Origin of the sequence: Kribbella yunnanensis (assembly GCF_039529655.1) — a bacterium.
Taxonomy (GTDB): domain Bacteria; phylum Actinomycetota; class Actinomycetes; order Propionibacteriales; family Kribbellaceae; genus Kribbella; species Kribbella yunnanensis.
Map to the genome: position 1 here is coordinate 46,442 of NZ_BAAANF010000001.1, position 24,519 is coordinate 70,960.

The 24,519-nt window shown below is 67.6% G+C and carries 23 protein-coding genes and 1 pseudogene; 12 read left to right on the plus strand and 12 right to left on the minus strand.

Features of this window, described 5'->3' with window-relative positions; all coding sequences use genetic code 11:
* The first annotated feature begins 159 nt into the window (after positions 1 to 159).
* On the plus strand, positions 160 to 351 hold the full coding sequence (locus tag ABD231_RS00200) for a hypothetical protein (RefSeq protein ID WP_344143727.1): 192 nt from the start codon (positions 160 to 162) through the stop codon (positions 349 to 351).
* Between the two features lie 171 nt (positions 352 to 522).
* Entirely contained in the window at positions 523 to 810 is a 288-nt protein-coding gene (locus ABD231_RS00205) for a WhiB family transcriptional regulator (RefSeq protein ID WP_132407629.1), read from the plus strand.
* 372 nt (positions 811 to 1,182) lie between these two features.
* On the opposite strand, the gene ABD231_RS00210 is transcribed toward ABD231_RS00205, so the two are convergent.
* Complete coding sequence (locus tag ABD231_RS00210) at positions 1,183 to 1,707, minus strand: NUDIX hydrolase (protein WP_344143731.1); 525 nt, start codon at positions 1,705 to 1,707, stop codon at positions 1,183 to 1,185.
* An 18-nt stretch (positions 1,708 to 1,725) separates the two neighbouring features.
* Here ABD231_RS00210 and ABD231_RS00215 point away from each other — a divergent pair, with 18 nt between their 5' ends.
* Positions 1,726 to 1,893: a hypothetical protein gene (locus tag ABD231_RS00215; protein ID WP_344143733.1), complete on the plus strand. Its 168-nt coding sequence runs from the start codon at positions 1,726 to 1,728 to the stop codon at positions 1,891 to 1,893.
* 3 nt (positions 1,894 to 1,896) lie between these two features.
* On the opposite strand, the gene ABD231_RS00220 is transcribed toward ABD231_RS00215, so the two are convergent.
* Positions 1,897 to 3,207 (minus strand): ABC1 kinase family protein, encoded by a 1,311-nt coding sequence (locus tag ABD231_RS00220; RefSeq protein WP_344143736.1) that lies wholly within the window; start codon positions 3,205 to 3,207, stop codon positions 1,897 to 1,899.
* Positions 3,208 to 3,339: 132 nt separating this feature from the next.
* Positions 3,340 to 3,498 carry a DUF5679 domain-containing protein gene (locus tag ABD231_RS00225; protein ID WP_012922897.1) on the minus strand — a complete coding sequence of 53 codons (159 nt, stop codon included), beginning with the start codon at positions 3,496 to 3,498 and terminating at the stop codon, positions 3,340 to 3,342.
* 520 nt (positions 3,499 to 4,018) lie between these two features.
* Between ABD231_RS00225 and ABD231_RS00230 the strand changes: the two genes are divergently transcribed.
* The 3 genes from ABD231_RS00230 to ABD231_RS00240 all read left to right on the plus strand — a co-directional run bounded on the left by ABD231_RS00230 (position 4,019) and on the right by ABD231_RS00240 (position 7,692).
* Complete coding sequence (locus ABD231_RS00230; RefSeq protein WP_344143738.1) at positions 4,019 to 4,555, plus strand: M48 family metallopeptidase; 537 nt, start codon at positions 4,019 to 4,021, stop codon at positions 4,553 to 4,555.
* Between the two features lie 230 nt (positions 4,556 to 4,785).
* Positions 4,786 to 6,972 carry an MMPL family transporter gene (locus ABD231_RS00235; RefSeq protein ID WP_344143741.1) on the plus strand — a complete coding sequence of 729 codons (2,187 nt, stop codon included), beginning with the start codon at positions 4,786 to 4,788 and terminating at the stop codon, positions 6,970 to 6,972.
* 27 nt (positions 6,973 to 6,999) lie between these two features.
* Positions 7,000 to 7,692, plus strand: coding sequence for a nucleoside/nucleotide kinase family protein (locus ABD231_RS00240; protein ID WP_344143744.1), 693 nt, complete (start codon positions 7,000 to 7,002; stop codon positions 7,690 to 7,692).
* Here ABD231_RS00240 and ABD231_RS00245 read toward each other — a convergent pair.
* Together ABD231_RS00245 and ABD231_RS00250 are read right to left on the minus strand one after the other, a co-directional pair.
* Positions 7,655 to 8,137: a GNAT family N-acetyltransferase gene (locus ABD231_RS00245; protein WP_344143747.1), complete on the minus strand. Its 483-nt coding sequence runs from the start codon at positions 8,135 to 8,137 to the stop codon at positions 7,655 to 7,657. The genes ABD231_RS00240 and ABD231_RS00245 overlap by 38 nt on opposite strands.
* A gap of 10 nt (positions 8,138 to 8,147) precedes the next feature.
* Positions 8,148 to 8,723: a CGNR zinc finger domain-containing protein gene (locus ABD231_RS00250; RefSeq protein ID WP_344143750.1), complete on the minus strand. Its 576-nt coding sequence runs from the start codon at positions 8,721 to 8,723 to the stop codon at positions 8,148 to 8,150.
* Positions 8,724 to 8,791: 68 nt separating this feature from the next.
* Here ABD231_RS00250 and ABD231_RS00255 point away from each other — a divergent pair, with 68 nt between their 5' ends.
* A complete protein-coding gene (locus ABD231_RS00255; RefSeq protein WP_344143752.1) occupies positions 8,792 to 9,958 on the plus strand; it encodes an MFS transporter in 1,167 nt (388 codons plus the stop codon).
* Here the strand turns inward: ABD231_RS00255 and ABD231_RS00260 are convergent.
* Positions 9,933 to 12,194: an FdhF/YdeP family oxidoreductase gene (locus ABD231_RS00260; RefSeq protein WP_344143754.1), complete on the minus strand. Its 2,262-nt coding sequence runs from the start codon at positions 12,192 to 12,194 to the stop codon at positions 9,933 to 9,935. The genes ABD231_RS00255 and ABD231_RS00260 overlap by 26 nt on opposite strands.
* A gap of 146 nt (positions 12,195 to 12,340) precedes the next feature.
* On the opposite strand from ABD231_RS00260, the gene ABD231_RS00265 reads away from it, so the two are divergent.
* The 3 genes from ABD231_RS00265 to ABD231_RS00275 are packed head-to-tail and all read left to right on the plus strand — an operon-like array spanning position 12,341 to position 16,160.
* The gene (locus tag ABD231_RS00265; RefSeq protein WP_344143756.1) at positions 12,341 to 13,063 is read left to right on the plus strand and encodes an SDR family NAD(P)-dependent oxidoreductase; all 723 of its coding nucleotides are present in this window, start codon (positions 12,341 to 12,343) and stop codon (positions 13,061 to 13,063) included.
* A gap of 11 nt (positions 13,064 to 13,074) precedes the next feature.
* Complete coding sequence (locus tag ABD231_RS00270) at positions 13,075 to 14,376, plus strand: MFS transporter (RefSeq protein WP_344143759.1); 1,302 nt, start codon at positions 13,075 to 13,077, stop codon at positions 14,374 to 14,376.
* Between the two features lie 17 nt (positions 14,377 to 14,393).
* Positions 14,394 to 16,160, plus strand: coding sequence for a helix-turn-helix domain-containing protein (locus tag ABD231_RS00275; RefSeq protein WP_344143761.1), 1,767 nt, complete (start codon positions 14,394 to 14,396; stop codon positions 16,158 to 16,160).
* Here ABD231_RS00275 and ABD231_RS00280 read toward each other — a convergent pair.
* The gene (locus tag ABD231_RS00280; RefSeq protein ID WP_344143763.1) at positions 16,150 to 17,082 is read right to left on the minus strand and encodes an NADP-dependent oxidoreductase; all 933 of its coding nucleotides are present in this window, start codon (positions 17,080 to 17,082) and stop codon (positions 16,150 to 16,152) included. The two genes, ABD231_RS00275 and ABD231_RS00280, sit on opposite strands and share 11 nt — an antisense overlap.
* A gap of 165 nt (positions 17,083 to 17,247) precedes the next feature.
* Here ABD231_RS00280 and ABD231_RS00285 point away from each other — a divergent pair.
* Positions 17,248 to 17,524 (plus strand): annotated as a pseudogene (locus ABD231_RS00285) (winged helix-turn-helix transcriptional regulator).
* Between the two features lie 17 nt (positions 17,525 to 17,541).
* Positions 17,542 to 18,156: a hypothetical protein gene (locus tag ABD231_RS00290; protein WP_344143765.1), complete on the plus strand. Its 615-nt coding sequence runs from the start codon at positions 17,542 to 17,544 to the stop codon at positions 18,154 to 18,156.
* Positions 18,157 to 18,493: 337 nt separating this feature from the next.
* On the opposite strand, the gene ABD231_RS00295 is transcribed toward ABD231_RS00290, so the two are convergent.
* From ABD231_RS00295 to ABD231_RS00315, 5 genes are read right to left on the minus strand one after another with little or no spacing between them, the layout of a single operon-like run.
* Positions 18,494 to 19,144, minus strand: a complete 651-nt coding sequence (locus ABD231_RS00295; protein WP_344143768.1) for a methyltransferase family protein — start codon at positions 19,142 to 19,144, stop codon at positions 18,494 to 18,496.
* 6 nt (positions 19,145 to 19,150) lie between these two features.
* Entirely contained in the window at positions 19,151 to 20,059 is a 909-nt protein-coding gene (locus ABD231_RS00300) for a type II secretion system F family protein (protein ID WP_344143770.1), read from the minus strand.
* A 1-nt stretch (position 20,060) separates the two neighbouring features.
* Positions 20,061 to 21,968, minus strand: a complete 1,908-nt coding sequence (locus tag ABD231_RS00305) for a VWA domain-containing protein (protein WP_344143772.1) — start codon at positions 21,966 to 21,968, stop codon at positions 20,061 to 20,063.
* Positions 21,965 to 23,353, minus strand: a complete 1,389-nt coding sequence (locus ABD231_RS00310; RefSeq protein WP_344143773.1) for a TadA family conjugal transfer-associated ATPase — start codon at positions 23,351 to 23,353, stop codon at positions 21,965 to 21,967. The genes ABD231_RS00305 and ABD231_RS00310 overlap by 4 nt, the downstream gene beginning before the upstream one ends.
* Positions 23,350 to 24,519 (minus strand): CpaE/TadZ family protein, encoded by a 1,170-nt coding sequence (locus tag ABD231_RS00315; RefSeq protein ID WP_344143775.1) that lies wholly within the window; start codon positions 24,517 to 24,519, stop codon positions 23,350 to 23,352. The genes ABD231_RS00310 and ABD231_RS00315 overlap by 4 nt, the downstream gene beginning before the upstream one ends.

A 24,519-nucleotide genomic window follows, 5' to 3' on the forward strand; every position in this document is an offset into this window, starting at 1 on the left:
TTCCGGCCAACTTCCCGAACATGCCATTAAATAGTTTGCGGGCCCTGCGGACGACAGCGTACTGTTCTTTCTGCGGTCGAAGCCTGGCCGAAAACTTCAAACCAACACAGCGATCGAGCCACCGCTTGCTTCGCCACAACGAGAGGAGGTGCCTGGGAAATGTCGAACATCACCAAGAAGCCGTTCAGCAACGCTGCCGCGCTGCCGTGCGCCCTGATCCCGGGTGCCCCGCGCCTGCACGGCACCTCCGTTGTGCTGATGGCTGTCAGCCCGGCCCAGATCAAGGGCGGAGCTGTCGGCGATGTGAAGTACGGCGGTTCGGGTTCTCGAGCATGGAGTCCACCGGTCTGACAGACGAGTCAGACCCGGCACCTCCAGGCCGCGGAACCCACCAAAGGGTCCCGCGGCCCTTTTGTTTGTCCAGGAGCGTCATTGAGAAACCAAGTTTGGCGGTCAGCAACCGCGGACCGTCTCCGACGACAAAAGATCAGCAGCACCGAAAGTCACTGGGAGGTGACCGGAATGAGCGTGAGCTTCCTCGACATCTTCAACGAGGTCGCATCGTCGCAGGACCTGCCCTGTCGGTCCTACGCACCGGAACTCTTCTTCGCCGAATCGCCGGCGGACGTCGAGTACGCAAAGTCTCTGTGTTCCACCTGCCCCCTCCAGGCCGAGTGCCTGGCCGGCGCGCTCGAGCGCTCGGAGCCGTGGGGTGTGTGGGGCGGACAGTTGTTCGTCCAGGGCGTGGTGGTTGCCCGCAAGCGTCCCCGTGGACGCCCCCGCAAGAGCGACACCACGACCGCCGCCTGACGACCCAGATCCGAATCGAGACACCAGACCATGAAGCACCAGATTTCACACAGGAGCCTTGAAATGCATTTACTTCACGAAGATCTCGCCCGTGCTCATCAACGCTCGGCACTGCACGACGCGGAGCAGAACCGGCGCTTCCGCCTCGCTCACCGAATCGAGCGGGCACAGAAGCAGGCCGAGCGGGCCAGCAGGCGAGCGGAGAGGGCCAGCGCACGCGCGCGCCTCGCACTCGCTCGCCTCGTCTGAAACACACAACTGAAGCCCTGCCCGGCCGGTCCGTAAGGAGGACCGGCCGGGCAGGCAGCACGACAGCCTGACCAGCTGAATGATCGAAGGGCGGCACCTCAGGGGGGTCGCCCTTCGGCATGTTCAGCGCAGCAGCAGGGCCTGCTGGAGACCCACCAGGGTGATGCCGCTGACGATCTCGCCGTTCGCGATCATCGCCGGTACGTCGGTCAGTGGGATCCACTCGATCCGGTCGGACTCGTTGCGCTCGGTCGGCTCGCCGATCCGCGTGGCCGAGCTCGCGCGGAAGACGTGGTGGACGGCGTCCATGATCCCGGCGCCCGGCTGGGACTGGATCAGGTCGGTCAACGGACCGGGCCGCCAGCCGGTCTCCTCCTCGACCTCGCGGGCCGCCGCATCGATCGGTGCCTCGCCGGCCTCGACGATGCCCATCGGCAGTTCCCAGGCCCAGGTGTCGGTGAGGAAGCGATGCCGCCACATCAGCAGCACTCGGCTCTCAGCGTCGGTGACCACAGTTGCTGCGACGTCTGCGAGCCGGACCGCGTGGTAGTCGACTCGGTGGCCGTCGGGCTGCTCCACGTCGAGCCGCCGGACGCTCAGCCAAGGATTTCCCCAGACTTCTTGTTCTTCGTGGATCCGCCAGCGCACGAGGTGCACACTACTGCCATGGCAAGTGCTATCTGTGCGTTGTGTGGCAGGCAGGCGGAGTCCGAGGACGTCCCGCTGACCTGGGCCACCTCGGTCGAGAACGGCCGCAAACTCAACTATTGCGACGTCTGCGCGCGCGAGAACGTCCGCGGCATCGAGGGGAAGCTCGACCCCATCTACTGGTGACTCTCAGTCGGTGAAGCCGGGCAGTAGTTCCTCGAGCACCGACCGGAACGGCGCCTCCGCCTCCAGTTGGGACAGCACCGCCATGCCGCCGATCCAGACCCGATGGATCAGCAGGTACGACGGCGGCAGGTTGAGCTTGAAGGCCAGTGTGGCGTTGGGGGAGCGGAAGTCGCTGGTCCGGTTCGCCTGGGCGCGCATCCAGGCCCGGTTGAACTGGAAGGTCTTGTCCCGGGCCGGCTCGGCGAACGGCGCCAGGTAGTCCATCAGTTGCTCGGGGTCGATCTCCATCCGCGGCTTGATGAACCCTTCGGCAAGCAGTCCGTCGTGGATCGCCTGGCCGTCGCCGGTGAGCGAGATCCGCAGCAGCCGCCCGATCGCCGGGGGCAGGCCGTCTGGAAGCCGGGCACACAGGCCGAAATCGACCACGCCGAGCCGTCCGTCGGGCAGCACCCGGTAGTTGCCGGGATGTGGGTCCGAGTGCAGCAGACCGGCGTACGTGGGTCCGCTGAAGAGGAACCGGGCGTACTTCAGGCCGACCTCGTCGCGCTGCTTCTTGGTGCCGTCGGCGATGAACGACGAGAGCGGCTTGCCTTCGATCCACTCCGAGACGATCACGGTCGGGGAGTGTTTGATGACCCGCGGTACGACGAACTCGTCGTGATCCTTGAAGGCATCGGCGTACTGCTGCTGGGCCTGGGACTCGCGGTCGTAGTCGAGTTCCTCGCCGATCCGCGCCTGCATCTCGGCCACCAGCGGCTTCATGTCCATACCGGGCACCAGCGTGCCGAAGGTGCGGGCGAACCGGCCGAGCTGACGCAGGTCCGCGCGCAACGCCTCGGCGGCGCCCGGGTACTGCATCTTGACCGCGACCTCGCGGCCGTCCTTCAGAGTGCCGCGGTGCACCTGCCCGATCGACGCGGCCGCCGCGGGATGCTCGTTGAACTCGGAGAACCGGTCACGCCAGCGCTTGCCCAGCTCGCGGGACAGGATCTCGTCCACGGTCGCGGCCGGCATCGGTGGTGCGGAGTCCTGCAGCTTGGTCAGCGTGGCCCGGTACGGCGCCGCGAGCTCCTCGGGCATGGCCGCTTCCATCAGGCTCAGCATCTGCCCGAACTTCATCGCGCCGCCCTTGAGCTCACCCAGGACGGAGAACAGTTGCTCGGCGGTCCGGCGCTGGAACTCGGCGAGCACGGCCTCGGCCGGCGCACCGCCGATCCGCTTGCCCAGACCGACCGTGGCCCGGCCCGCGGCACCCAGCGGCAGGCTGGCGAGTTTCGCGGTCCGGCTCAGCGCTTTGCGGGGGAGGTCCGACACGTACCCATTCTGTCGGGTCGCCCAAGCCGGGGAGCGCCCGGGTGCCGTTCGGAGGGTTGCAGGTCGTCATCGAACGGCGTCGGGGCGGTGACGGACCGTGTTCGGCCAGTCACCGCCCCGCAGCGTGGTGCGTCAGGCCTTGCCGAGGATCCGGTTCAGGTTCGTACCGCACTCGGGGCACTTGGCCTTCGCCATGCGCGTGCCCTTGTCGTTGACCTTGACCTCGCCGTCGGCGGTGCGCTTGGCCTTGCACTTGACGCAGTAGAACTCGCCGCTCCAGGTCTCTGCCATGAGGGCCCTCTCCTTGCTCTGAAATCAGCCCGGGGTTGTCACCGAGCCAGTCGTGGATGCTAACGGCAGACCTTCCTGCCGTAGGCCGTTCGGCCCAATCGGGATTCACCCTACGGCCTTCTGACGCCTGCTCAAGCCCACTCCGCCGCCGGAGTGCCGCTCAGGGCCGCCTGGGAAAGCCCTTTCCGCAGAATCCGGCCGCACGGAACAGGCCCCCGGGAGTCCTCCTCCGAAACCGCTCGGCTTCCCCTCCGGGCGGCTCCGGAGGAGGTCCGGGAGCCTGTTGAGGACGACGCTAGGAGGTGCCCGCCACAACCACAAGCCCACGTTGTCCACCCCTGTGGATAACTCTGTGAGCAAGCTGTGGGACGCGCCGGTCGGCACTGTGGACGGGTGGGGGAACAAGGTGTGAACAACCGGAATCGTCAGGCCCCAGAACTGGTGTCTGACCTGCGAAAACGTCCGTGCACAGGATGTGGACCGAAGAAAGTTGTCGGATTCTGCGGGTAGTTTTTCCCTCATGGCCGATTCCCCGCCGCGCCCGATCCCGCCGTACGTGGACATCCGCCGCAGCAAGCGGCGCAAGCGGACCGTCAGCGCCTACCGCGACGGCGAGCGGGTGGTCGTGCTGATGCCGGACCGGCTCTCGGCCGCCGAGGAGGCGCGCTGGGTGGAGACCATGCTCGCGCGGCTCGACAAGCAGCGCAGCCGGTCCCGCGTGTCGGACGAAAAATTGTTGGCCAGAGCACACGAACTCGCGTGTCGCCACCTCCCCGAAGTGCCCGAACCTGCATCTGTGAGGTGGGTTTCGAACCAAAACAGACGGTGGGGATCCTGTACTCCGGCGGACCGGTCGATCCGGTTGTCGACCCGTTTGCAGTCGATGCCGGCCTGGGTTCTGGACTATGTCCTGGTCCACGAGCTGGCCCATCTGATCGAGCCGGCGCACAACGCGGCCTTCTGGGCGCTGGTCCACCGCTACCCCAAGGCCGAGCGGGCCGAGGGCTACCTCGAAGGGGTCTCGGCGGCCTCTTCGCTGGACCTCGAGGACTTCTGAACGCCCTGATCGGCGTCCGGTCTGCTGTAGTCAGCTGACTACGCTCCGTAGTATTTTCCGCCTCTTAGGGTTACCCCCAGGGGTCGGGGTGGGGTTACCCCCAGGGTCGGTTCGGTGGCTTCCTGCATATCGCCGACCGCTGTCCGGCAGCGAGGCTTGAGCCCGTAGCCAGCGCCGTGCCAGGTGCGCTGGGTGGGGCGCCTGAGGGGGCGCAGAGGGCGAGGGACGGTATGGCCAGGGGACAGATCACGGTGCGGGCGGCACGCTGGAGTGCCACCCATCCGTGGCGGGCGATCGCGATGTGGGTGGCCGTGGTGATCGCCTGTTTCGCAGTCGGTCAGGTGACCGGCACGAACAAGGCCGACGGGGACGGCGACATCGGTGAGACGACGCGGGCGGACAACATCGTCAAGGACGGCAACTTCGCCGACCCGGACGTGGAGAGCGTGCTGATCACCGCGCCCTCGGGAACACTCGACCAGGCGGAGGCCACCAAGGTGGCCGGCGTCGTGATCCAGCGGATGCGCGCCCTCGGTGGGGTCGCGGACGTCTCGCAGCCGATGCCGTCGCCGAACAAGGACGCCTTGATCGTCCGGGTGACGCTGAAGGACGGTGACGAGGACGCGCGGGTCCAGCCGCTGCTCGACACCACGGCACAGATCCAGCAGCAGTACCCGCAGCTCCGGATCGAGGAGGTCGGCGGGCTGTCCATCGGGCAGGCCCTGGAGAAGACCCTCGGTGAGGACTTCAAACGCGCCGAGCTCTTCAGCCTGCCGGTGACACTGGCGATCCTCTTAGTCGCGTTCGGCGCGCTGATCGCTGCCTCGGTGCCGCTGTTGCTGGCGCTGTCGGCGGTCGCCGCCGCGATCGGGCTCTCCGCGGCCGCCTCACAGCTGGTGCCCGCGGTCGACGCGGCCAACAGCGTGATCCTGCTGATCGGTATGGCGGTCGGCGTCGACTACTCGTTGTTCTACCTCCGCCGCGAACGCGAGGAGCGCGCGAAGGGCCGCAGTCACGTCGACGCGGTCGAGATCGCAGCAGCGACCTCGGGCCACGCGGTTGTCGTTTCCGGTACGGCGGTGATCATCTCGATGGCCGGGCTGTTCCTGGCGCGGGATGCGGTGTTCTCGTCGTTCGCCGTCGGCTCGATCCTCGTGGTGGCGATGGCCGTCGTCGGCTCGCTGACCGTGCTCCCCGCCGTACTGGCGAAACTCGGCCGGTGGGTGGACAAGCCGCGGATCCCGCTCGTCTGGCGGCTGACCGCGAGCAAGGCGCAGCCGCGCTTCTGGCCGATGGTGCTCAAGCCGGCTCTGAAGTACCCGATGGCCACCCTGCTGGTCGCGGTGATCGCGCTGCTCGCCGCCGCGGCGCCGGCGTTGGGGATGACCCTGAAGTTCCCCGGTACCGAGGACCTGCCGCGGACGACTCCGGTCATGCAGGCGTACGACCGGCTGACCGCGGCTTTCCCGAGCACTGGGACCAGTCACGAGGTGGCGATCAAGGCTCCGGCCAACGAGTCGGCTGCCGTGCAGGCCGCACTGACCGAGCTGGTGGAGCAGACGAAGAGCGACAAGCTGTACGCGCAGGACGGCCTGGAGAAGCCGCGAATCTCCAAGGACGGCACGGTGACGGTTCTCGAGGTCGCCACGCCGTTCGAGGGTGGCAGCGACCAGGCCCGTGACTCGCTGATCAAGCTACGCAAGGAGCTCATGCCGCAGACTGTCGGCAAGGTCCCAGGCGCTGAGTACGCCGTCGGTGGCTTCGTGGCCGCGGATATCGACTATGCCGCGCACACCAGAGCGAAGCTGCCACTGGTGATCGGGTTCGTGCTGCTGCTGACGATGATCGTGATGATGGTGACGTTCCGCTCGGTGGTGGTCGCGGTGACCGCGATCCTGCTCAACCTGCTGAGCGCAGGCGCGGCGTACGGGGTGGTCACAGCGGTCTTCCAGAACACCTGGGCCGAAGGGATTCTCGACTTCCGGTCGAACGGCGCAGTCGTCTCCTGGCTGCCACTGTTCCTCTTCGTGGTGCTGTTCGGCCTGTCGATGGACTACCACGTCTTCGTGGTCAGCCGAATCCGCGAAGCCGTGCTGCGCGGCGTGCCCACCAAGCAGGCCGTCGCCGAGGGCATCACGGGCTCGGCCGGGGTAGTCACCAGCGCTGCGGCCGTGATGATCGGAGTCTTCGCGGTCTTCGCAACCCTCAGCACGCTGGACATGAAGCAACTCGGTGTCGGCCTCGCGGTGGCGATCCTGATCGACGCGACGATCATCCGCGCCGTCGTCCTCCCGAGCATCATGATCCTGCTCGGCGACGCCAACTGGTGGGCCCCCAAGTGGCTCCGCCCCAAGCAAGCCAAGCACTCCGCACCCCCGGCCCCCGAGCCCGACCGCGAACTCACCCCGGTCGGCTGACCAACCGATGGGCGTCACACTCAACGTGTGACGCCCATCGAGCTTTTCTCCGAACTGGCCGGTCTCGTACTCACCGTCGATCGGCCGCACCCGGTGCGAGTCGCGATCGACGGTCCGTCCGCGGCCGGCAAAACCACGCTGGCGGACGGCCTGGCCGACGTACTGCGGGAGCGAACCGATCGGGAGGTGATCCGGGTCGGGCTCGACTACTTCAAGAAGGATCCCGCGGTGCGGACGGCGTATCCGATCGAGTCACCAGAGAGCTACTACCTCGACTCGTGGGATCTCGACGCGATGCGCTCGCAGTTGTTGCTTCCGCTAGGCCCGGACGGCAACCGGCGCTATGCGACCGCGGTTCGCTCGGTCAACGCTCAGTCCGCTCTCGCTGTCGTTGAGGAGGAGGCCGCGCCGGACGCCGTGCTCGTGGCGGACGGCGTGTTCTTGCAGCGGCCGGAGCTCATTCGGGACTGGGATTTGCGCATCTATGTGCATGTTGACTTCGACGTCATACTGCGGCGGGGGACTGCGCGGGATCAGGCGTGGATGGATTCTGCGGCCGCTGCGGAAGAGCGGTATCGGACGCGGTACATCCCCGGCGAGCGTTTGTACGTCGACCAGGTGGATCCCGCGTCGTTGGCGGATGTCGTGGTGGACAACACGGACTTTGCGAGCCGGTGGTTCGTCAGGGAAGGTTGTAGTGCATGTCGTAGTTGGGGATGATCACGCCGCTGCGGGTCTGGTTCGTGGGGTTCTCGCGGTCGACGACGAAACCGAAGGACTCGAAGGCTGGACGGGCTGTGCGACTGGCGTGGGTGACCAGGCGGGTTAGGCCGCGTTTGCCGGCTTCTTCCTGGACCTTCTCGACTAGCAGGCGGGCGACTCCGCGGCCTGAGTGGTCGGGGTGGACGAAGAGCATGTCGAGCAGGCCGTCGTCGGTGAAGTCGCTGAAGCCGACGACGACGTCATCCACACAGGCCACGAAGGTGTGTGCGGCTGCTCGGCGGTCCGCCCAGGCTTGGGCGTCCACGTTCGCCTCGTCTGGGGCCCAGGCCTGCACCTGTTCTTCGGTGTAGTCGCGAATCGCCGTTCGCCGGATCGCGGCGTAGTAGACCTGCCAGGTCGGGACGGCGTCTGCTGGAACGTAGGTGCGCAGCGTGGTTCCCATGGCCCCAACCCTAGGTGGCTTGGCGGGCTCGGTGGGCGGCGGCTTTGACGCGGCTCTGGCATTGGGGGGAGCAGAAGCGGCGCTGCCCATTTTTCGAAGTGTCGACGAAGACGCGGTCGCATTGCGGTGCGGCGCAGACGCCGAGCCGACCGGCCAGGTCGCTGCCGACCGCGAGTGCGAGACCGGCCGCGCAACCGGCTGCCCAGCCGTTGACGAGAGTGTCGTCAGGCCCGTGAAAGTGCAGGCTCCAGCCCTTGTCCCGCCGGTCGAGCTTCGGTCGTGCGTTCGTGTCGACGAGCAGCGCGTTGATCTCGTCCGCGGCCCGATCGAGGTCGCCCGTGTGCGCCGCCTCGAACACGATCCGCATCCGCGCAGCCAGCTCCGTCAGCCGGCGCGCATCCTCCGGCCGGACGTGCGGCTGCGGATAACCGATCGCCACCAGCGACTCCGCCACCGCCTGCGCCTGGTCGACAGGACCGGCGTACGGCGAACCGCCGGAGAAGCCGGGGGTCAGTCGGTTCACGTACTCGACCGACGCGGCCAGCACACTCCGGGCGTGACTATCAAAAGACACTTGACCAGTCACGACTCTCCTTCGTAGTCTCGAACCTGCGTGACCGATCATATCCATTTAGACAGTCATGAGGTGGGCCAATGAGCGCAACAGCGACCCTGATAGCGCCATGGCGCGGCCTGACCAGGACGGTCTGGGTACTCGTCGCAGCCCGTGCCGTGAACCGGATCGGCGCGTTCTCGCTGTCGTTCCTGGCGATCGTGCTGACCGTGGAGTTCGGCGCTTCGCTGAGCCGGACCGGCTTCGTCGTGGCTCTCTTCGGCCTGGCGACGATCCCGTCCCGGTTGCTCGGCGGTTTCCTGGCCGACCGAATCGGCCGACGACGCACGATCGTCCTCGGTCTGACCGGTTGCGCGGTCGCGCAGTTGTGGATCGCGGCGAGTACGACGCTCTGGTCCGTGATGTTCGCCGCCATCGTTCTCGGCCTGGCCTTCGAGATCTACGAGCCACCCAGTCAGGCGACCATCGCCGATGTCACCGAGCCCGTCGACCGCCCAGCGGCGTACGGGCTGCTCGGCTCGGCGATGGCGGTGGCCGGCGTCTTGGCCGGTCTGCTGGCCGCAGCCGTTAGTCATTGGGATCTGCGCTGGCTGTTCGTCGCAGACGCGATCACCTGCCTGGCCTGCGCCGTACTGGTCGCTCTCGCGCTGCCGACCGACGTACGGCGGGAGCGGGTGCCAACCGGGGGAGTCGCCGTGTGGCGCGATCATCGGCTGCTGTGGTTGCTCGCCAGCGGCACGGTGTTCGCCACGATCTACATGCAGCTGATCGTCGGCGTACCGCTCACACTCCTCGAGCACGGCCTGCCGGCATCCGGAACTGGCATCATCCTCGCGGTCTCCGCGGTCACGATGATCCTCGCGCAACGGCTGCTGCGGGTGCAGCTCGACGACTTCCAAGCGATGCGCGTCGGCTACGTGTTGCTGGCTGCCGGTCTGATCGTCTGTGCGTTCGCGACCAGCCTGCCGATCTTCCTGCTCGCCACTGCGTTCTGGAGTGTCGGAGAGACGTTCCTGCTGACCCGCTACCTGACGCAGGCCGCTGGCCTGGCGCCCGATGATGGACGGGCGCAGTACCTCGCCGTCTTCGGCCTCTGCTGGGGCGTGGCCACCACCATCGCGCCGCTGATCGTGACGCGTCTGCTGGAAACCGTAGGCCCTGAAGGGCTGTGGCTCATCAACGCAGCGGCGGCCATCGCGCTGGCCGCCGCGCAACCGCTGCTCAGGACGCGACTGGCTCGAGCCTGACCGTCAGCCCCTTCGCGACCGGGGTGTTGCTGCCCTTGGCCAGATCGTCGGCCGACATCAGCACATTCGTCTCGGGGTAGTACGCCGCGACGCAGCCGCGCGCGGTCGGGTACGAGACCAGGCGGAAGCCGGACGCGCGCCGTTCGACCCCTTGGAACTCGCTGACGATGTCGACGAACGCGCCGTCGGTCAGCCCGAGCTCGGCCAGGTCGTCCGGATTCACGAAGACCACCTCGCGACCGCCGTGGATCCCGCGGTACCGGTCCTCGAGACCGTAGATCGTGGTGTTGAACTGGTCGTGACTGCGCAGCGTCTGCAGCAGCAGCTTGCCCGGTGCCGTCGGCAACCAACTCAGATCGTTCGCAGTGAACTGAGCCTTGGCATCCGAGGTCTTGAACTCGCGCTTGTCCCGCGCCGCATGCGCCAGCAGGAAGCCGCCCTCGTTCGCCCGGAGCCGGTCCTCGAAGTCCTCGTACCCGTCGGCCACGCGACCGATTCGCTGCCGGATCAGGCTGTAGTCATCGGCGAAGTCCGCCCACGGAATCTCCCCGACATCCGGTACGACGGCCTGCGCGATGCCGGCGACGATGCCGATCTCGGACTTGAGCTCCGGCGCAGGCGGTGTCAGGTTCCCGGTGGAGAGGTGGACTGCGCCCTGCGAATCCTCGACCGTCACGGACTGCGGACCGTTCGCAGTGCGGTCGTGGTCGGTTCGCCCGAGCGTCGGCAGGATGAGCGCCTCGCGGCCGGTGACCGTGTGCGAACGGTTCAGCTTGGTGGAGACGTGCACGGTCAGGTCGCACTCGCGCAGCCCGCGATGCACCACCTCGGTGTCGGGGGTCGCGGAGGCGAAGTTGCCGCCCATCGCGAAGAAGACCCGCACGGATCCGTCCCGCAGCCGCTTGACCGTGTCGGCCGCGTCGATCCCGTGCTCACGCGGCGACGTGAACGCGAACTCGGCATCCAGCTTGTCCAGGAACTTGTCCGGCATCTTCTCCCAGATGCCCATGCTGCGGTCGCCCTGGACGTTGGAGTGCCCGCGGACCGGGCACGGCCCGGCGCCCGGCTTGCCGATATTTCCCTGCAGGAGCAGCACGTTGACGATCTCGCTGATCGTCGCGACCGCCTCGCGGTGCTGGGTCAGGCCCATCGCCCAGCAGATGACGGTCGCCTTCGACTTGAGGAACCGCTGGGTCAGCTCCTCGATCTCGGCGCGACGCAGACCGGTGGCCAGCTCGACCGCGTCCCAGTCCAGCTCCGCGTTGTGCTTGGCGTAGAGCTCGAAGCCACTCGTGTAGGTCTCGACGAACGACTTGTCGAGCACAGTGCCCGGGTTGTCCGCCTCGGCCTCGAGCAAAAGGTGGCCGATGGCAAGGAACAGCGCCTGGTCGCCACCGATCCGGATCTGCAGGTGCTGGTCGGCGAGCTCGGTGCCCTTGCCGACCCAGCCGCGCGCCTTCTGCGGGTTCTTGAAGTTCATCAGGCCAGGCTCGGGCAGTGGGTTGACCGAGACGATCTCGCCGCCGTTGCGCTTGGCGATCTCGAGGTGGCTGAGCATCCGGGGCGCGTTGGTGCCCGGATTCTGGCCGACGACCACGATCAGCTCGGACTCCTCGAGCATCTCCAGGGTGACCGCGCCCTTACCGCTGCCGATCACCCGGGACAGCGCCGTACCGGATGATTCGTGGCACATGTTCGAGCAGTCGGGCAGGTTGTTGGTGCCGTAGGCGCGGACGAACAACTGGTAGAGGAACGCGGCCTCGTTGCTGGTCCGGCCGGAGGTGTAGAAGACAGCGTCGTTGGGGTCGGGCAGCGCCTTGAGGTGCCGGGCGACGACCTGGAACGCCTCCTCCCAGCCGACCGGTTCGTAATGCGTGGCGCCGGCCCGGAGCAGCATCGGCTCGGTGATCCGGCCGAGCTTGCCGAGATCGAACTCCGAGATCGCGTGGATCTGCTCGACCGAGTTCTCCGCGAAGAAGGCCCGCGGCACCCGTTTGCGGGTCGCCTCCCAGGCCACCGCCTTGGCGCCGTTCTCGCAGAACTCGGCCGCGTGTTTGCGTTTGTGGACGGGATCGGGCCAGGCGCAGGACGGGCAGTCGAAACCGCCGTCCTGGTTCATCTTCAGGAACACCTTGCCGGTCCGGGCCGGGCCCATCTCACGGAAGCCGAACTTGAAGGACGACAGCACCGCGGGAACACCCGCGGCCTTCTTCTTCGGCTGTTCGATATCGACCATGTCTCCACGATAGGTGCAGCTATCAGCTCAGACCGCTTTGATAGCCAAACTCGCACGTAAGTGGGGCCGGAACCCATGCTTCGCGGCGTGGCTGTGTGCTCGCATCCCATAGTGCGGAACGCCGGGGATTCCTACAGTCATCCGCCATGGAGACCCGTCGCGCCCTCGTCACCGGAGCCGCATCCGGCATCGGTGCCGCTTGTGTCGAACGTCTCGCGGCGGACGGCGTACAGGTCGTGGCCGTCGACCGTGTCGCCGTGGGCGCGTCGGCGCAGGTGCAGCCGGTCGTGGCGGACCTGTCCGACCTGGACAGCCTGGCCGGGTTGCCTACCGACGTGGACATCCTGGTGAACAACGCCGGGGTACAGCACGTCGCACCGGTCGAGGAGTTCCCACCGGAGCGCTTCAGCTACCTGCTGCGGCTGATGCTGGAGACGCCGTTCCGCCTGATCCGGCAGACCCTTCCCCACATGTACGGCGCCGGGTGGGGGCGCGTGATCAACATCAGCTCGGTGCACGGACTCCGGGCCAGCCCGTACAAGTCGGCGTACGTCGCTGCGAAGCACGGTCTCGAAGGACTCAGCAAGGTCGTCGCACTGGAGGGCGCAGCCCGCGGTGTGACGAGCAACTGCATCAACCCCGCCTACGTCCGTACGCCGCTCGTCACGGCTCAGCTCGCGGACCAGGCCAAGGCACACGGGCTGACCGAGCCAGAGGTGCTCAACAACGTCATGCTCGAACCAGTCGCAGTGAAACGACTGATCGAGCCGGCGGAAGTCGCGGAGCTGGTCGCACTGCTGTGCGGTCCGGCCTCCGCCTCCATCACGGGGAGCTCATTCGTACTCGATGGCGGCTGGACCGCCCACTAGGAGGTCTCTCCATGACAGCAACAGACCCCGCTCGTACCAAGCCATCCATCGTCCGGGTCGTCGGAGCGAGTCTCGTCGGTACGACGGTGGAGTGGTACGACTTCTTCCTGTACGGCGTGGCAGCATCCGTCGTGTTCGGCGACTTGTTCTTCCCGAAGGGCGAGCAGCTGACCGGGACGCTGCTGAGTTTCGCCACCTTCGCGGTCGGGTTCTTCGCCCGTCCGATCGGCGGAGTGGTCTTCGGGCACTTCGGTGACCGTCTGGGCCGCAAGAACCTGCTGGTGCTGTCCCTGCTGATGATGGGGGTCGCCACCTTCGCCATCGGGTTGCTGCCGACCTATGCGCAGGTCGGGGCGCTCGCTCCGATCCTGCTGACCGTGCTGCGGCTCATCCAGGGCTTCGCGCTCGGCGGTGAGTGGGGAGGCGCCGTACTGATCGTGTCGGAGCATGGTGATCCGGCACGGCGTGGTTTCTGGGCCTCCTGGCCGCAGGCGGGCGCTCCGGCGGGACAGCTGATCGCGAACGGCGTACTGGCCGGGCTGGCGGCTTTTCAGTCCGAGGCTGCGTTCGACTCGTGGGGCTGGCGGATTCCGTTCCTGTTGTCGGCCGTGCTCGTGCTGGTCGGACTGTGGGTGCGGTTGAAGATCGAGGAGTCGCCGGTGTTCAAGGAGGCTCGGGACAAGCAGGAGCCGACGGACCGGATGCCGTTGATCGAGGTGCTCACGCGCTACCCGCGTGAGGTGCTGACCGCGATGGGTGCGCGAATGGCGGAGAACGTCAGCTACTACATCTTCACGATCGTCATTGCGACCTACGCAAAGGAACACCTTGGTCTGGGCAAGTCCTTTGCACTCAACGCTGTTCTGATCGCGGCAGCCATTCACTTCTGCGCTATCCCGCTCTGGGGTGCACTGTCAGACCGGATCGGCCGCAAGCCGGTCTACCTGATCGGTGCGGTCGGCGTGGGCATCTGGGCCTTCGTCTTCATTGCTCTGGTCGATACGAAGAACTTCGGGCTGGCCACGCTGGCTGTGACTGTCGGACTGATCCTGCACGGCGCCATGTACGGGCCGCAGGCGTCCTTCTTCACAGAGCTCTTCGGGACTCGAGTGCGCTACTCCGGTGTGTCTGTCGGCTACCAGTTGGCGTCGATCATCGCCGGTGGCCTCGCGCCGTTCATCGCAGTCGCACTCCTGAAGGCCTACGACTCCGGCTACGCGATCTCGGTGTACGTCGCGGTATGCGCAGCGATCTCGATCCTGGCCGTGACCCTGTACTCCGAAACCCGTGAGCGGGACCTGACCACGCTGTAGGTGGCATCATCGCGAGGATGAGGGAGCTTCTGCGGCTACTGGCCGAGGACGCGTCCGGTAGCGAGCTGGCCCGGGTGGCAGGTGACGATGCGGTCGCCCGGGACCTCGTCCTGCGCATTCGGGCCGGTATCGACGCCAGCAAGAAGCGTGAGGCCGAACTGACCGCCCTGGTCGAGGTCGCCGGCGAACTGGCCTCGGCCAGCGACCCTGGCGGCGTACTGGACACCATCGTGCACCGGGCGCGCACGTTGGTCGGTGCGGACGTCTCCTACCTGACTCTGTACGACGAGGCTCGTGGGGACACGTACATGCGGGCCACCGACGGATCGTTGTCGGTGGCGTTCCAGCAGCTCAGGCTGCCACTCGGTGCCGGACTGGGTGGACTGGTCGCGTCGACCCGCAGGCCGTACTGGACGACCGACTATCCCTCCGACCAGCGCTTCCGGCACACCCGCACGATCGACGAGGCCGTCGGCGAGGAGGGCCTCGTCGCCATCTGCGGTACGCCGCTGATCGTGGACGAGGCCTTTGTTGGGGTGCTGTTCGTGTCGAACCGCACCGCGCGCCCGTTCAGTCGGGCCGAGGTGCTGCTGCTCGGTTCACTGGCGGCGCTGGCGGCCGTCACGATCGTGCAGGTCCGCGCGGCCGCTGAGACCGCAGTGGCACTCGACCAGTTGTCGGAGGCTCATGCCGGTGTCGAGCACGCAGCGGCTGCGCACGACCGGTTTGCCGACATCGTGCTGTCCGGTGGTGATGTTGACGCGGTAGCCGCCGCACTGGCCGAGCTGCTCGGGGTGTGGGTCGTGCTGGTCGATGCCGTCGGCAACGAGCTCGCTGTCGCCGGCAGTGTCCCCGGTACGGCGGTGCCGTGGCGGGAGTCGTCGTCCGGCCGACTGACCCGAGCCGACGGGTGCTGGGTCGTTTCGGCGACGGCCAAGGGTGAGCGGCTCGGTGCGTTGGTCATCGGCGGTGTCGACGACGTGTCCGATGCAGACCAGCGGATCGTCGAGCGTGCGGCTGTAGTCACCGCGCTCGTCCTGCTGTTCCGCCGCCAGGCCGCAGAGCAGTCCCAGCGTGCACAGGCTGATCTGCTGACCGATGTGCTCAGCGGAGTCGGTGACATGCGGGCTCTGACCGAACGGCTTCGGTTGCTGGCGCTTGGGCGCGTGCACGATCGATTCGTGGTGGCGGTCTGCCGCGGCGACCACAGCGCCGTACGGGCTCGGTTGTCAGCACCGGTTGAGGACAAGCTGGTGCTGTCCGGTCCGTACGGCGGGGACCTGGTGCTCCTGCTGACTCGGACCGATGCGGTGGCCGCGGCACGGGACCTGACCGAGGTTGCGAAGCGTGCTGGCGTCACGATCGCGGTAGTGGGTCCGGCGCCGTGGGATGCGCTGGTGGACGCTCACCGCCAGGCGACTCGCTTGGCGACGACCATGGTGCGACTCGGCCGGCGCAACGAATCCGCCACGCCGGACGACTTGGGTGTGGCAGGACTGGTCGGTGCGCCGGAGGTCGACGTACAGGCTCATGTTCAGCACGTGCTTGGTGCAGTGATCGAGTACGACGCCCAGCGGGGGACCGACCTGGTCGGAACACTGCACGCCTATTTCGCGGCCGGTCAGAGTCCGACCAGGGCTGCCGCCGAACTGCACATCCACCCCAACACCGTCCAGCAGCGACTGGATCGGGTCGGTGCGCTGCTCGGCGCCGAGTGGCAGTCGCCGGAGCGCAGCCTGAACCTCCAGGTCGCACTCCGGCTCCACCAAGCAATCAGGGGATGAGCACCAGCCGTCCGCGCACTCCGCCCTTCGCAAGCCGCTTGTACGCCGTCGCCGCGTCCGCCAGCGTGTAGGTCCCGGCCACCGGGGTCGACAGCACACCGGCCGCGGTCAACCGAACCAGCTCGGCCAGCTCGACGCCGTCGGCGTGGACGGCAATCTGGTGCACCGTGATCCCACGGAGAGCCGGCGGCTTTGCCGCGACCAGGAGGTGTGCGTGCTGGCCACCGCTACGAACCGCCTCCTGTGCAGCCAGCTCCAGCACGGCTGCGTCCACCAGTGCATCCACACCGGCTGGAACGATCGCGTGCACGGCCGCAATCAGGTCGTCGGTCCGCGACACGAAATGGTCGGCGCCGATCCGCCGTACATAGTCCTCATCCTGTTCGCCGGCAGTGGCGATCACTGTCTGGCCGAAGTGCTTGGCGAGTTCGACCGCGAAGCCACCGACGCCGCCAGCCGCACCGGTGACCAGCACCGTCCCGCCAGGAGCGAGCTGCAAGCGCCTGATGGCTTTCATCGCGGTCAGCGCATTCAGCGGGAGGGTGGATGCCTTGACAAGGTCCAGGCCCTCCGGCACGACGGCGATCGCGTCCGCGTTCAGAACGACGTACTCCGCATGAGTCTTCAGTGATCGGGCGAGCAGATCGGCCAGACCGACCACCGGCGTACCCACTGCGAGCTCCACGCCCGGCCCGGTCGCGTCGATGACCCCTGCGACGTCCCAGCCGATGCCGAACTGCTCCCGCGGCACAGCGATGCCGTAGCGAACCAGGTCGCCGGTAGCGACGAGTACGTCGACCGGATTGATGGCCGCCGCGGCCACCTTGATCCGGACCTGTCCCCGGCCGGGTTCAGGCAGCGGGGTCTCGATCAGCTCCAGTGAATCCGGTCCCTCGAGCCGCCGGGCCACCAGTGCGCGCATATTCAGGTCCTCCTCGGGTGAGTGGTTGTCCCTCTCACTGTCGGAGAGCTACTCTCCATCGGGAAGTAGGCACCTTGAAGTGCGTACCGAACGACGAGGAGAGCCATGGCGACGCGGACTGCCGCTCAACGGCGCGAGGACGCAGCCCGCGAGTACGACGTCTTCATGGCGGGGTGTCCGGCGCGGAACCTGCTGGACCGGATCGGCTCCAAGTGGGTGTCACTCATCCTGTTCGGACTGGCAGAGGGCCCGCAGCGGTACTCCGATCTGTCGCGACGGATCGCAGGTGTCAGTCACGCCCGCCGTGCCGGTGCGGGTCGACTACGAACTCACACCGCTCGGCCGGAGCCTGCTCCCACTGGTCGGGGCCATCCGGGAGTGGGCTGAGGCGAACATGCCCGAGGTCGAGGCCGCCCGCGACCGGTACGACGCACTGTCCTGAGGCTAGGCTCTGGCACCATGGCCGCTTCCAACGACCGCCGCGTGGTCGTCCTCGTGGTCCCCGGCACCCCCACCTGGGCTCCGCCCGGCCGCACTCCTACCGCGTGGCACCACGCCCTCACCGAGGACACGTACGAGCTTCTGGCCGACCTGGCTCAGGTGGACGTGGCAGTCGCAGTGGTCGCCGGTGACTCGCTGACCGCGATCCGCGACCTGACCTGGCCGGGTACGCCGGTGTTCGCGGTCTCGGCGGTCAACCCGGTGCTCGAGGCGATCGAACTCGCCGGCCCGGCCGCCGCAGTCGTCGCGGTGAGCCACGACGTACCGGATCTGCCGGGGCTGCTGATCGGCAAGCTGTTCCGCGCGCTGGGCTCGGCCGACATCGCCGTCACGCCCGCAACAGACGGCTCGCTGGCCGCGATCGGTGTGAATCTCCCGATCGCATCCTGGGTGCAGGCCGCTGCCCCGACTTTTGACAGCACCCTCGCCGACCTCGAAGCACGCAAGCCGCGCCGGCATGCCCTTGCCGTCGGCCCCGGTTGGCACCGTCTGCGATCAGCTGCTGACATTGCGCAACTGGATCCAGGCCTCGAGGGCTGGGATGCGACAAGATCTCTACTTCGTCACAACTGACCCGTCACCTTCGTAACAGTCGCTCGTTCTCCATGCAGCGGGGGAGTTGAGCACCGACTGCCGATGCCGTTCAGGGGCGGTGATCGACGAAGAGGTGTCGCACGGGGATCTCACGGGGGGACGCAACACGAGGGGATTGCGTGGGATGCACGACGGGGGGAAGCGGGGGGACACGGGGGTAGCGAGGGACACGGGGATGCGGGGGAACGCACGGGGGGAACGGGGAAGCGGGGGACGAGGGGTGGGACACAGCTCGGGGGAGCACCACCAACGGGGACGAATGATCAGAGCTGGGATGTGGGACGCACCTGACCGCCCCACATCCCAGCTCCGTCACTCAGAAGACGCCAGGTAGCAGCGCGGCGGTCCGGGTGCGGTACGACGAATAGGCGGGCAGCGCGCCGATGAGCACCTGCTCCTCGCGCCGGGCGCGGTAGACCTGCAGCGCCACGAGAATCAGCCAGACGCCACCGGCCACCAGGTTGTCCGCGGCAATGGCCAGACCAAGTGATGACACGATCTCGCCGGTGTACAAGGGGTGTCGCACCCACCGGTACGGTCCGTGTTCGACGACGTCGCGGGCCTGGGCGATGATCGACAGATTCCGCCCGAGCGTCCACAGCGACCAGACGGACCACGCCGTACCGGCGACCAGTAGGACGTCCGCGACCAGCAGTCGTGCTACACCGCCAGATCCCTGTGTGAGCACGGGAAACGCGAACGGGGTCAGCGTCGCCACGATCGCGGCGACGTGCGCGACGACCGATGTACCGGTGGCCTTGGCCGGGCCGCGTCGCAGGTAGGCCCAGATGATCACCACGTAGAACACCGCGACCAGTGCGGTACCGATCCAGCGCAACGCGCCGGCGTCGGACGGCCGGCTCAGGACCATGGCGCCGGCGATCAGCATCAACGTTGCCAGCGGCACCATGAACAGCCGGCCGAGGTCGAGCCGGCGGCGTGACGGGGTGGAGGTGAGGACGACCATGATCGGCTACTTTCCGAAGAAGAGCTGGACGATGCTGAGCGCGCCCGGACCGATGATGACGACGAACATCGACGGGAACAGGCAGAACACCAGCGGGAACAGGATCTTGACGGGTACCTTCTGGGCTTTCTCCTCGGCGCGTTGCCGGCGCCGCAACCGCATCTCCTTGGCCTGCTCGCGCAGGACGTCGGCGATCGTGATCCCCAGCTCACCGGCCTGGATCAGCGCCGACACGAACGACCGCAACTCGGGAACGGTCGTCCGCTCGGTCGACGCCCGCAGCGCCTGCGACCGCGACTTGCCGATCTGCATCTCCTGCAGCACCCGGGAGAACTCGGCCGCCAAGGGACCCTTGGTGTTGCGCGCGACCTGAGCGAGCGCCGCGTCGAATCCGAGCCCGGCCTCGACGCACACGGTCAGCATGTCGAGCGCGTCCGGCAGGGCCCGCTGAATCTTCTGCTGCCGTTTGGTTCCGGCGTTGTACAGCAGGATGTCCGGCAGGAAGAAGCCTGCCGCCGCGCCGACCCCGACCCCGACGACCAGGAGCCCGATTGCGCGGACGCCGTACAGGGCGCCGAGCCCGCCGAGGACGAACAAGCCGAGGCCTTTGGCGGCCAGGATCCGGTCCGGCGTCCAGCCCGACGGGTTGCCCGCGAGGTCGAGCCGGCGTTGCAACGTCGTCCCGATACCGGACGGCGACAGCCGCAACGCGAGCGCGCGGAGCCAGCCGGGCGTGGCGGCGAACCGATCGGTCGGGCTCTCGGGCTCGACCGACGAGTGCCGTGTGTAGTGGTTGTCGATCGTGGCGAGCGCCCGCGCCACGCCACCCTCGGCGGGCCGCGCGAGGACTCCGGCCACGGCCAGCACGATCGCCACTCCGAGCGCGGCGACGCCGCCGATCAGGAGAAAAGTCATCTCACGCCTCCACCTTGATCAATGCCCGGATCCAGAACGCGCCGATGATGATCAGCAGAGCGCCGCCGGCGACCATCATCAGACCGGCCGGAGTGGTGTACAGCGGCCGCATGTACTCGGGTTTGGTGTACGTCATGAACAGCGCGAGCAGGATCGGCAACGCGACGATGATGTAGCCGGACAGTCGCCCCTCTGCGCTCAGTGCGTGCACATGGCGCCGGGTCTGGGCCCGTTCCCGCATGGTGTCGACGGTGTTCTTCAGCACCTCGGCGAGGTTGCCGCCGACCCCACGCTGGATGCGGATCGCCATCACGACCCACCGCATGTCGTCGGACTCCATCCGCTCGGCGACGTGGTTCAGGCCCTGCTCGAGCTCGACCCCGATCCGCGTCTCGGCGAGCGCCCGGGAGAACTCGCCCGCCGCGGGCTGAGTGCCGTCCCGGACCACCGCGTCGACGGCCTGGGCAACGGAGAACCCGGACCGCAGCGACCCGACGATCAGCTGCAGTACGTCGGGCAACTGTTCGCTGAACGCGGCCCGCCGCCGACTGATCCGGATGCTGAGGAATGCGAATTGCAGGAACCAGCCACCGGCCAGCCCGGCCGGCACACTCAGCAGCGGCGGCAGACCGAGCATCATTGCCAGGACCACGAGCACTGCGGCCGCGCACAGGGTCAGTAACGCCCACTCGGCCGGCTTCCGCTTGATGTCAGCGAGATCGAGCCGCCGCGCGAGTCCTTGCTCGGCGCCGGCGGAACGCAACGCCTGACCGACAAAACCGACCGCAGTCCGCGCAGCGGCGCCCTCGGCCTCTGTGGCAGCGTGTTCGTCACGCCGAGGCCCGTACTGACCGACCTGGTGCAGCAGTTGCCGGGTCGTGTCCTCGCGGACCCCCTGCCACCGGACCAATACAACTCCGAGCAGTACGAACAGGAAGACGCCAGACAGCAACGCGAGCAACTGCCACGTCCAAACGGTCCGATGCGGCGGAGGAGCCGGTACGGCGGCGTTCTCCGGCGTCGGCGTACTTGTCGGAGTGAGCGCTGCGAAGGTGACCGTGGTCTCGGCGTGGACCGCACCGACCGTGACCCGCAGCGAGACGCGTTGACCGGCCAGTGCATCAGGGACGAGGACGTCAATAGTCGAGCGGGTGGTGAAGTTGCGAGCAACCTCTGCAAAGGCCGCTGTCAGCTCAGGGGCGCTCTGGGCGGTGAGGGTGCGACCACCTGCGGCCGACGCGATCTGCTGCGCTGCGGACCGGTCACCGTTGCCGTAGCGGAAGGCAACCACGTCGGCTGGGATGTGACCGGCTGCCAGTCGTCCGGTGACAGAGCCGAGTGTTGCTTTGCTCGAAGTGTCGACGCCATCGGACAGTACGACGAGCCTGCGCTGAGCACCGGCCCCGAGCTGCGTGCTGGCGAGGGCATCGGCCGCCGCCCGCACCGCGTCGTACAGGGCGGTGTCTCCGGAGGCCTGCACTCGAGCGAGTGCGTTGCGGACCGAGTTGCGGCTTGTGGTCGGCTTGACGACTAGCCGAGGACGGTCGGAGAAGGTGAGCAGTCCGGCGAGCACGTCCCCGGGCAGGCTGTTCACGTAGCTCAGTGCTGCTTGACGTGCAGCGGCGATACCAGTACCGGCCATCGAACCGCTGGTGTCGAGGACGAGAATCACCGCACGCGTTGGCGCGGTAACGGCCTTGGCACTGCTGATCGGAGTCGCGCGCGACGCCAGCGTGGTTTTGCCGGCGGTGACCTGGACAGGCCCGTCGACGTTGGCCGTGGTGAGTACGAGACTGGCGTGTCCCGGTGTGACCTTCACCGACTCGATGCGCACCGACGGGTCGCCCGCAGCGAACGCCGTACCGGGAGCGATCGCCAGCAGCACAAGGGCGGCGAGCAGTCGTCTCATCGGGCCACCTCTTCCAGACCGAACATCCGCGGCGGCAGGTAGACACCCTGGTCGGCCAGCCGGTCCAGGAACCCGGGGCGCAGACCTGTCGGCCGCAGCCCGCCACGGAACCAGCCCCGCTCGTCGACCCCGGCGTGGAAGTCGAACAGGAACAGGTCCTGCAGGGTGATGACCTCACCCTCCATCCCGGTGACCTCGGTGATGTGAGTGATCCGCCGGGTCCCGTCCTTGAGCCGGGCCTGGTGCACGATCAGGTCGATCGCGGACGACATCTGCTCCCGGATCGCCCGCTGCGGCAGGTCGACACCGGCCATCAGCACCATGGTCTCCAGCCGGGACAGCGAGTCGCGCGGTGCGTTGGAGTGCACGGTGGTGATCGAGCCGTCGTGCCCGGTGTTCATGGCCTGCAGCATGTCCAGCGCGGCGCCGTCGCGGACCTCACCGATGATGATCCGGTCGGGCCGCATCCGCAGCGCGTTGCGGACCAGATCGCGGATCGCGATCTCACCGCGCTTCTCCACGTTCGACGGTCGGGACTCTAGCCGCAGTACGTGCTCCTGGCGGAGCTGCAGCTCGGCGGCGTCCTCGATCGTGACGATGCGCTCGTCGTCGGGCAGGAACGACGACAGCACGTTCAGCGTCGTCGTCTTGCCTGAACCGGTGCCGCCGCCGATCAGGATGTTCAGCCGGCCGTGCACACACGCGTGCAGGAGTTCCGCGACCGCCGGCGTCAGGGTGCCGAACGAGACCAGGTCGGCGACGGTGAACGGGTCGGCGGCGAACTTCCGGATCGTCAGCAACGACCCGTCCAGCGCGATCGGCGGTACGACGGCGTTCACGCGACTGCCGTCGGGCAGCCGGGCGTCGACCATCGGACTCGCGTCGTCGACCCGCCGGCCGACCCGGGACACGATCTTGTCGATCGTGCGCCGCAGGTGGCTCTCGTCGGTGAACGCCGCGTCGACCGGCTGCAGGCGTCCGTTGCGTTCGACGTAGATCTGATCGTGGCCGTTGACCATGATCTCGGAGACGCCGGTGTCACGCAGATAGGGCTCGAGCGGACCGTGGCCGAGGATCTCGTCGGCGACCTCCTGGGCCACCCGCGCCCGGTCGGCGGCGGTCATCGGGGTGTCGTCGCGTTGCAGGACGGCCTGCAGGGTCTGGGTGACCTGCTGCTCGAGTTCGCGCTGGTCGAGATGGGCGTCGTACAACTTCGGACCCAAGGTCTCGAGCAGTCCCTGGTGCACGCTGCGCTTCACACCGGCGAACGGATCCGCGTTGCGCGCGGCGCGACGCGGCACGTCGGCCGCCGGCCGCGGCGTCTCCGGACGCGCCTGCGGTGCTTGGCCCTGCCGCTGGGCAAGGCGTTCGGACAGGTCCATCATCGCCTCCCCGAGCCACGCCGGGCGAAGCTCTTGGTCCGCGGCCGGACGGTCTGACCGATCAGGCGTTCGCGGGCGAACCGTGCGATCGCCTGACTGACCGGATGCGCCGGTGTCGCGAACACGATCGGAGTGCCCTTGTTGGTCGAGATCGGCACGTTGCGGCTCGACGGCACCTGAGCGTTGATCGCAGTGCGCACCACTCGTTCGACATCGCTCGGGGTCAGCCCCACCTTCGAGTCGGACCGGTTGACCACCACTGAGCGGATGTCGCGCGAGTACGACAACAGGTCGAGCATGTCGAGCGTGATCCGCATGTTCTTCATCGCCGGTGTGTCCGGCGTGGTCAGCAGGACATGGTGATCGGACAGGTCCATCGCGGTCAGCACGTGCTCGCTGAACTGGGCCGGAGTGTCGACCACGACGAAGTCGTACATCCCCCGCAGGACCGCGAGCAGCTCGCCGACCAGCGCGGCCGGGATCTTCTCGGCGTCGCCGGGGGTGACCGGCGCCAGCAGCATGTCCAGACCCGGCCGGTACGGCGTCAGCAGCGACGCGGCGCCGGTTGTGTCGAGATGGCCGGCCATCGGCAGCGCGTCGCTGATCGTCCGCACCGGCTCCAGCAGGACGCTGATCGCCACATCGCCGAACGACAGGTCGAGATCCACGACGCACACCCGCTGGACGCCGTCGGCCAGTGCCGCGGCCAGGTTGATCGCGATCGTGGTCTTCCCGCAACCGCCCTTGGCGGAGAACACCGTCACCACCTTGCCGTGCTGGGTAGGCTCTGGCTCTTCGTCGACGTGCATCTCGGACCGGACCCGCCACGACAGCTCCCGGGACCGCTCGCACGCGGCGGTCAGAGCGGTCTGGTCGCCGACGGCAACGACCTCCCGTACGCCGGCTCGCAGGGCCTCGGTGAGCAGTGTGACGTCGACCCGGTCACGGACGAGGATGACGCCCGTGGTCGGACGCTCGACCCGGAGCTGCTCGGTGAACCCGAGTGCCTCGGTGGTGTCGGCACCTGGGCCCACGACCACGAGATCTTCGGCAGGATCGTCGTACAGGGCACGGAGGGCAGAGGTGAGGTCGTCGACCGTCCGCACCTCGCCGTCGATGCTTGCGGACAGGTCCTCCGGCCAGGCGGCCGGCTGGCAGAGAATGGTCAT

Excerpts from the sequence above, each read along its gene's own strand:
- ABD231_RS00225 (WP_012922897.1), bottom strand. The coding sequence starts at position 3,498 with ATGGCAGAGACCTGGAGCGGCGAGTTCTACTGCGTCAAGTGCAAGGCC.
- ABD231_RS00280 (WP_344143763.1), bottom strand. The coding sequence starts at position 17,082 with ATGCGCGCACTGGTGGCCCGGCGGCTCGAGGGACCGGATTCACTGGAG.
- ABD231_RS00200 (WP_344143727.1), top strand. The coding sequence starts at position 160 with ATGTCGAACATCACCAAGAAGCCGTTCAGCAACGCTGCCGCGCTGCCG.
- ABD231_RS00255 (WP_344143752.1), top strand. The coding sequence starts at position 8,792 with ATGAGCGCAACAGCGACCCTGATAGCGCCATGGCGCGGCCTGACCAGG.
- ABD231_RS00235 (WP_344143741.1), top strand. The coding sequence starts at position 4,786 with ATGGCCAGGGGACAGATCACGGTGCGGGCGGCACGCTGGAGTGCCACC.
- ABD231_RS00245 (WP_344143747.1), bottom strand. The coding sequence starts at position 8,137 with ATGGGAACCACGCTGCGCACCTACGTTCCAGCAGACGCCGTCCCGACC.
- ABD231_RS00315 (WP_344143775.1), bottom strand. The coding sequence starts at position 24,519 with ATGACCATTCTCTGCCAGCCGGCCGCCTGGCCGGAGGACCTGTCCGCA.
- ABD231_RS00205 (WP_132407629.1), top strand. The coding sequence starts at position 523 with ATGAGCGTGAGCTTCCTCGACATCTTCAACGAGGTCGCATCGTCGCAG.
- ABD231_RS00230 (WP_344143738.1), top strand. The coding sequence starts at position 4,019 with ATGGCCGATTCCCCGCCGCGCCCGATCCCGCCGTACGTGGACATCCGC.
- ABD231_RS00270 (WP_344143759.1), top strand. The coding sequence starts at position 13,075 with ATGACAGCAACAGACCCCGCTCGTACCAAGCCATCCATCGTCCGGGTC.
- ABD231_RS00310 (WP_344143773.1), bottom strand. The coding sequence starts at position 23,353 with ATGATGGACCTGTCCGAACGCCTTGCCCAGCGGCAGGGCCAAGCACCG.
- ABD231_RS00275 (WP_344143761.1), top strand. The coding sequence starts at position 14,394 with ATGAGGGAGCTTCTGCGGCTACTGGCCGAGGACGCGTCCGGTAGCGAG.
- ABD231_RS00215 (WP_344143733.1), top strand. The coding sequence starts at position 1,726 with ATGGCAAGTGCTATCTGTGCGTTGTGTGGCAGGCAGGCGGAGTCCGAG.
- ABD231_RS00260 (WP_344143754.1), bottom strand. The coding sequence starts at position 12,194 with ATGGTCGATATCGAACAGCCGAAGAAGAAGGCCGCGGGTGTTCCCGCG.
- ABD231_RS00295 (WP_344143768.1), bottom strand. The coding sequence starts at position 19,144 with ATGGTCGTCCTCACCTCCACCCCGTCACGCCGCCGGCTCGACCTCGGC.
- ABD231_RS00305 (WP_344143772.1), bottom strand. The coding sequence starts at position 21,968 with ATGAGACGACTGCTCGCCGCCCTTGTGCTGCTGGCGATCGCTCCCGGT.
- ABD231_RS00300 (WP_344143770.1), bottom strand. The coding sequence starts at position 20,059 with ATGACTTTTCTCCTGATCGGCGGCGTCGCCGCGCTCGGAGTGGCGATC.
- ABD231_RS00290 (WP_344143765.1), top strand. The coding sequence starts at position 17,542 with ATGGCCGCTTCCAACGACCGCCGCGTGGTCGTCCTCGTGGTCCCCGGC.
- ABD231_RS00265 (WP_344143756.1), top strand. The coding sequence starts at position 12,341 with ATGGAGACCCGTCGCGCCCTCGTCACCGGAGCCGCATCCGGCATCGGT.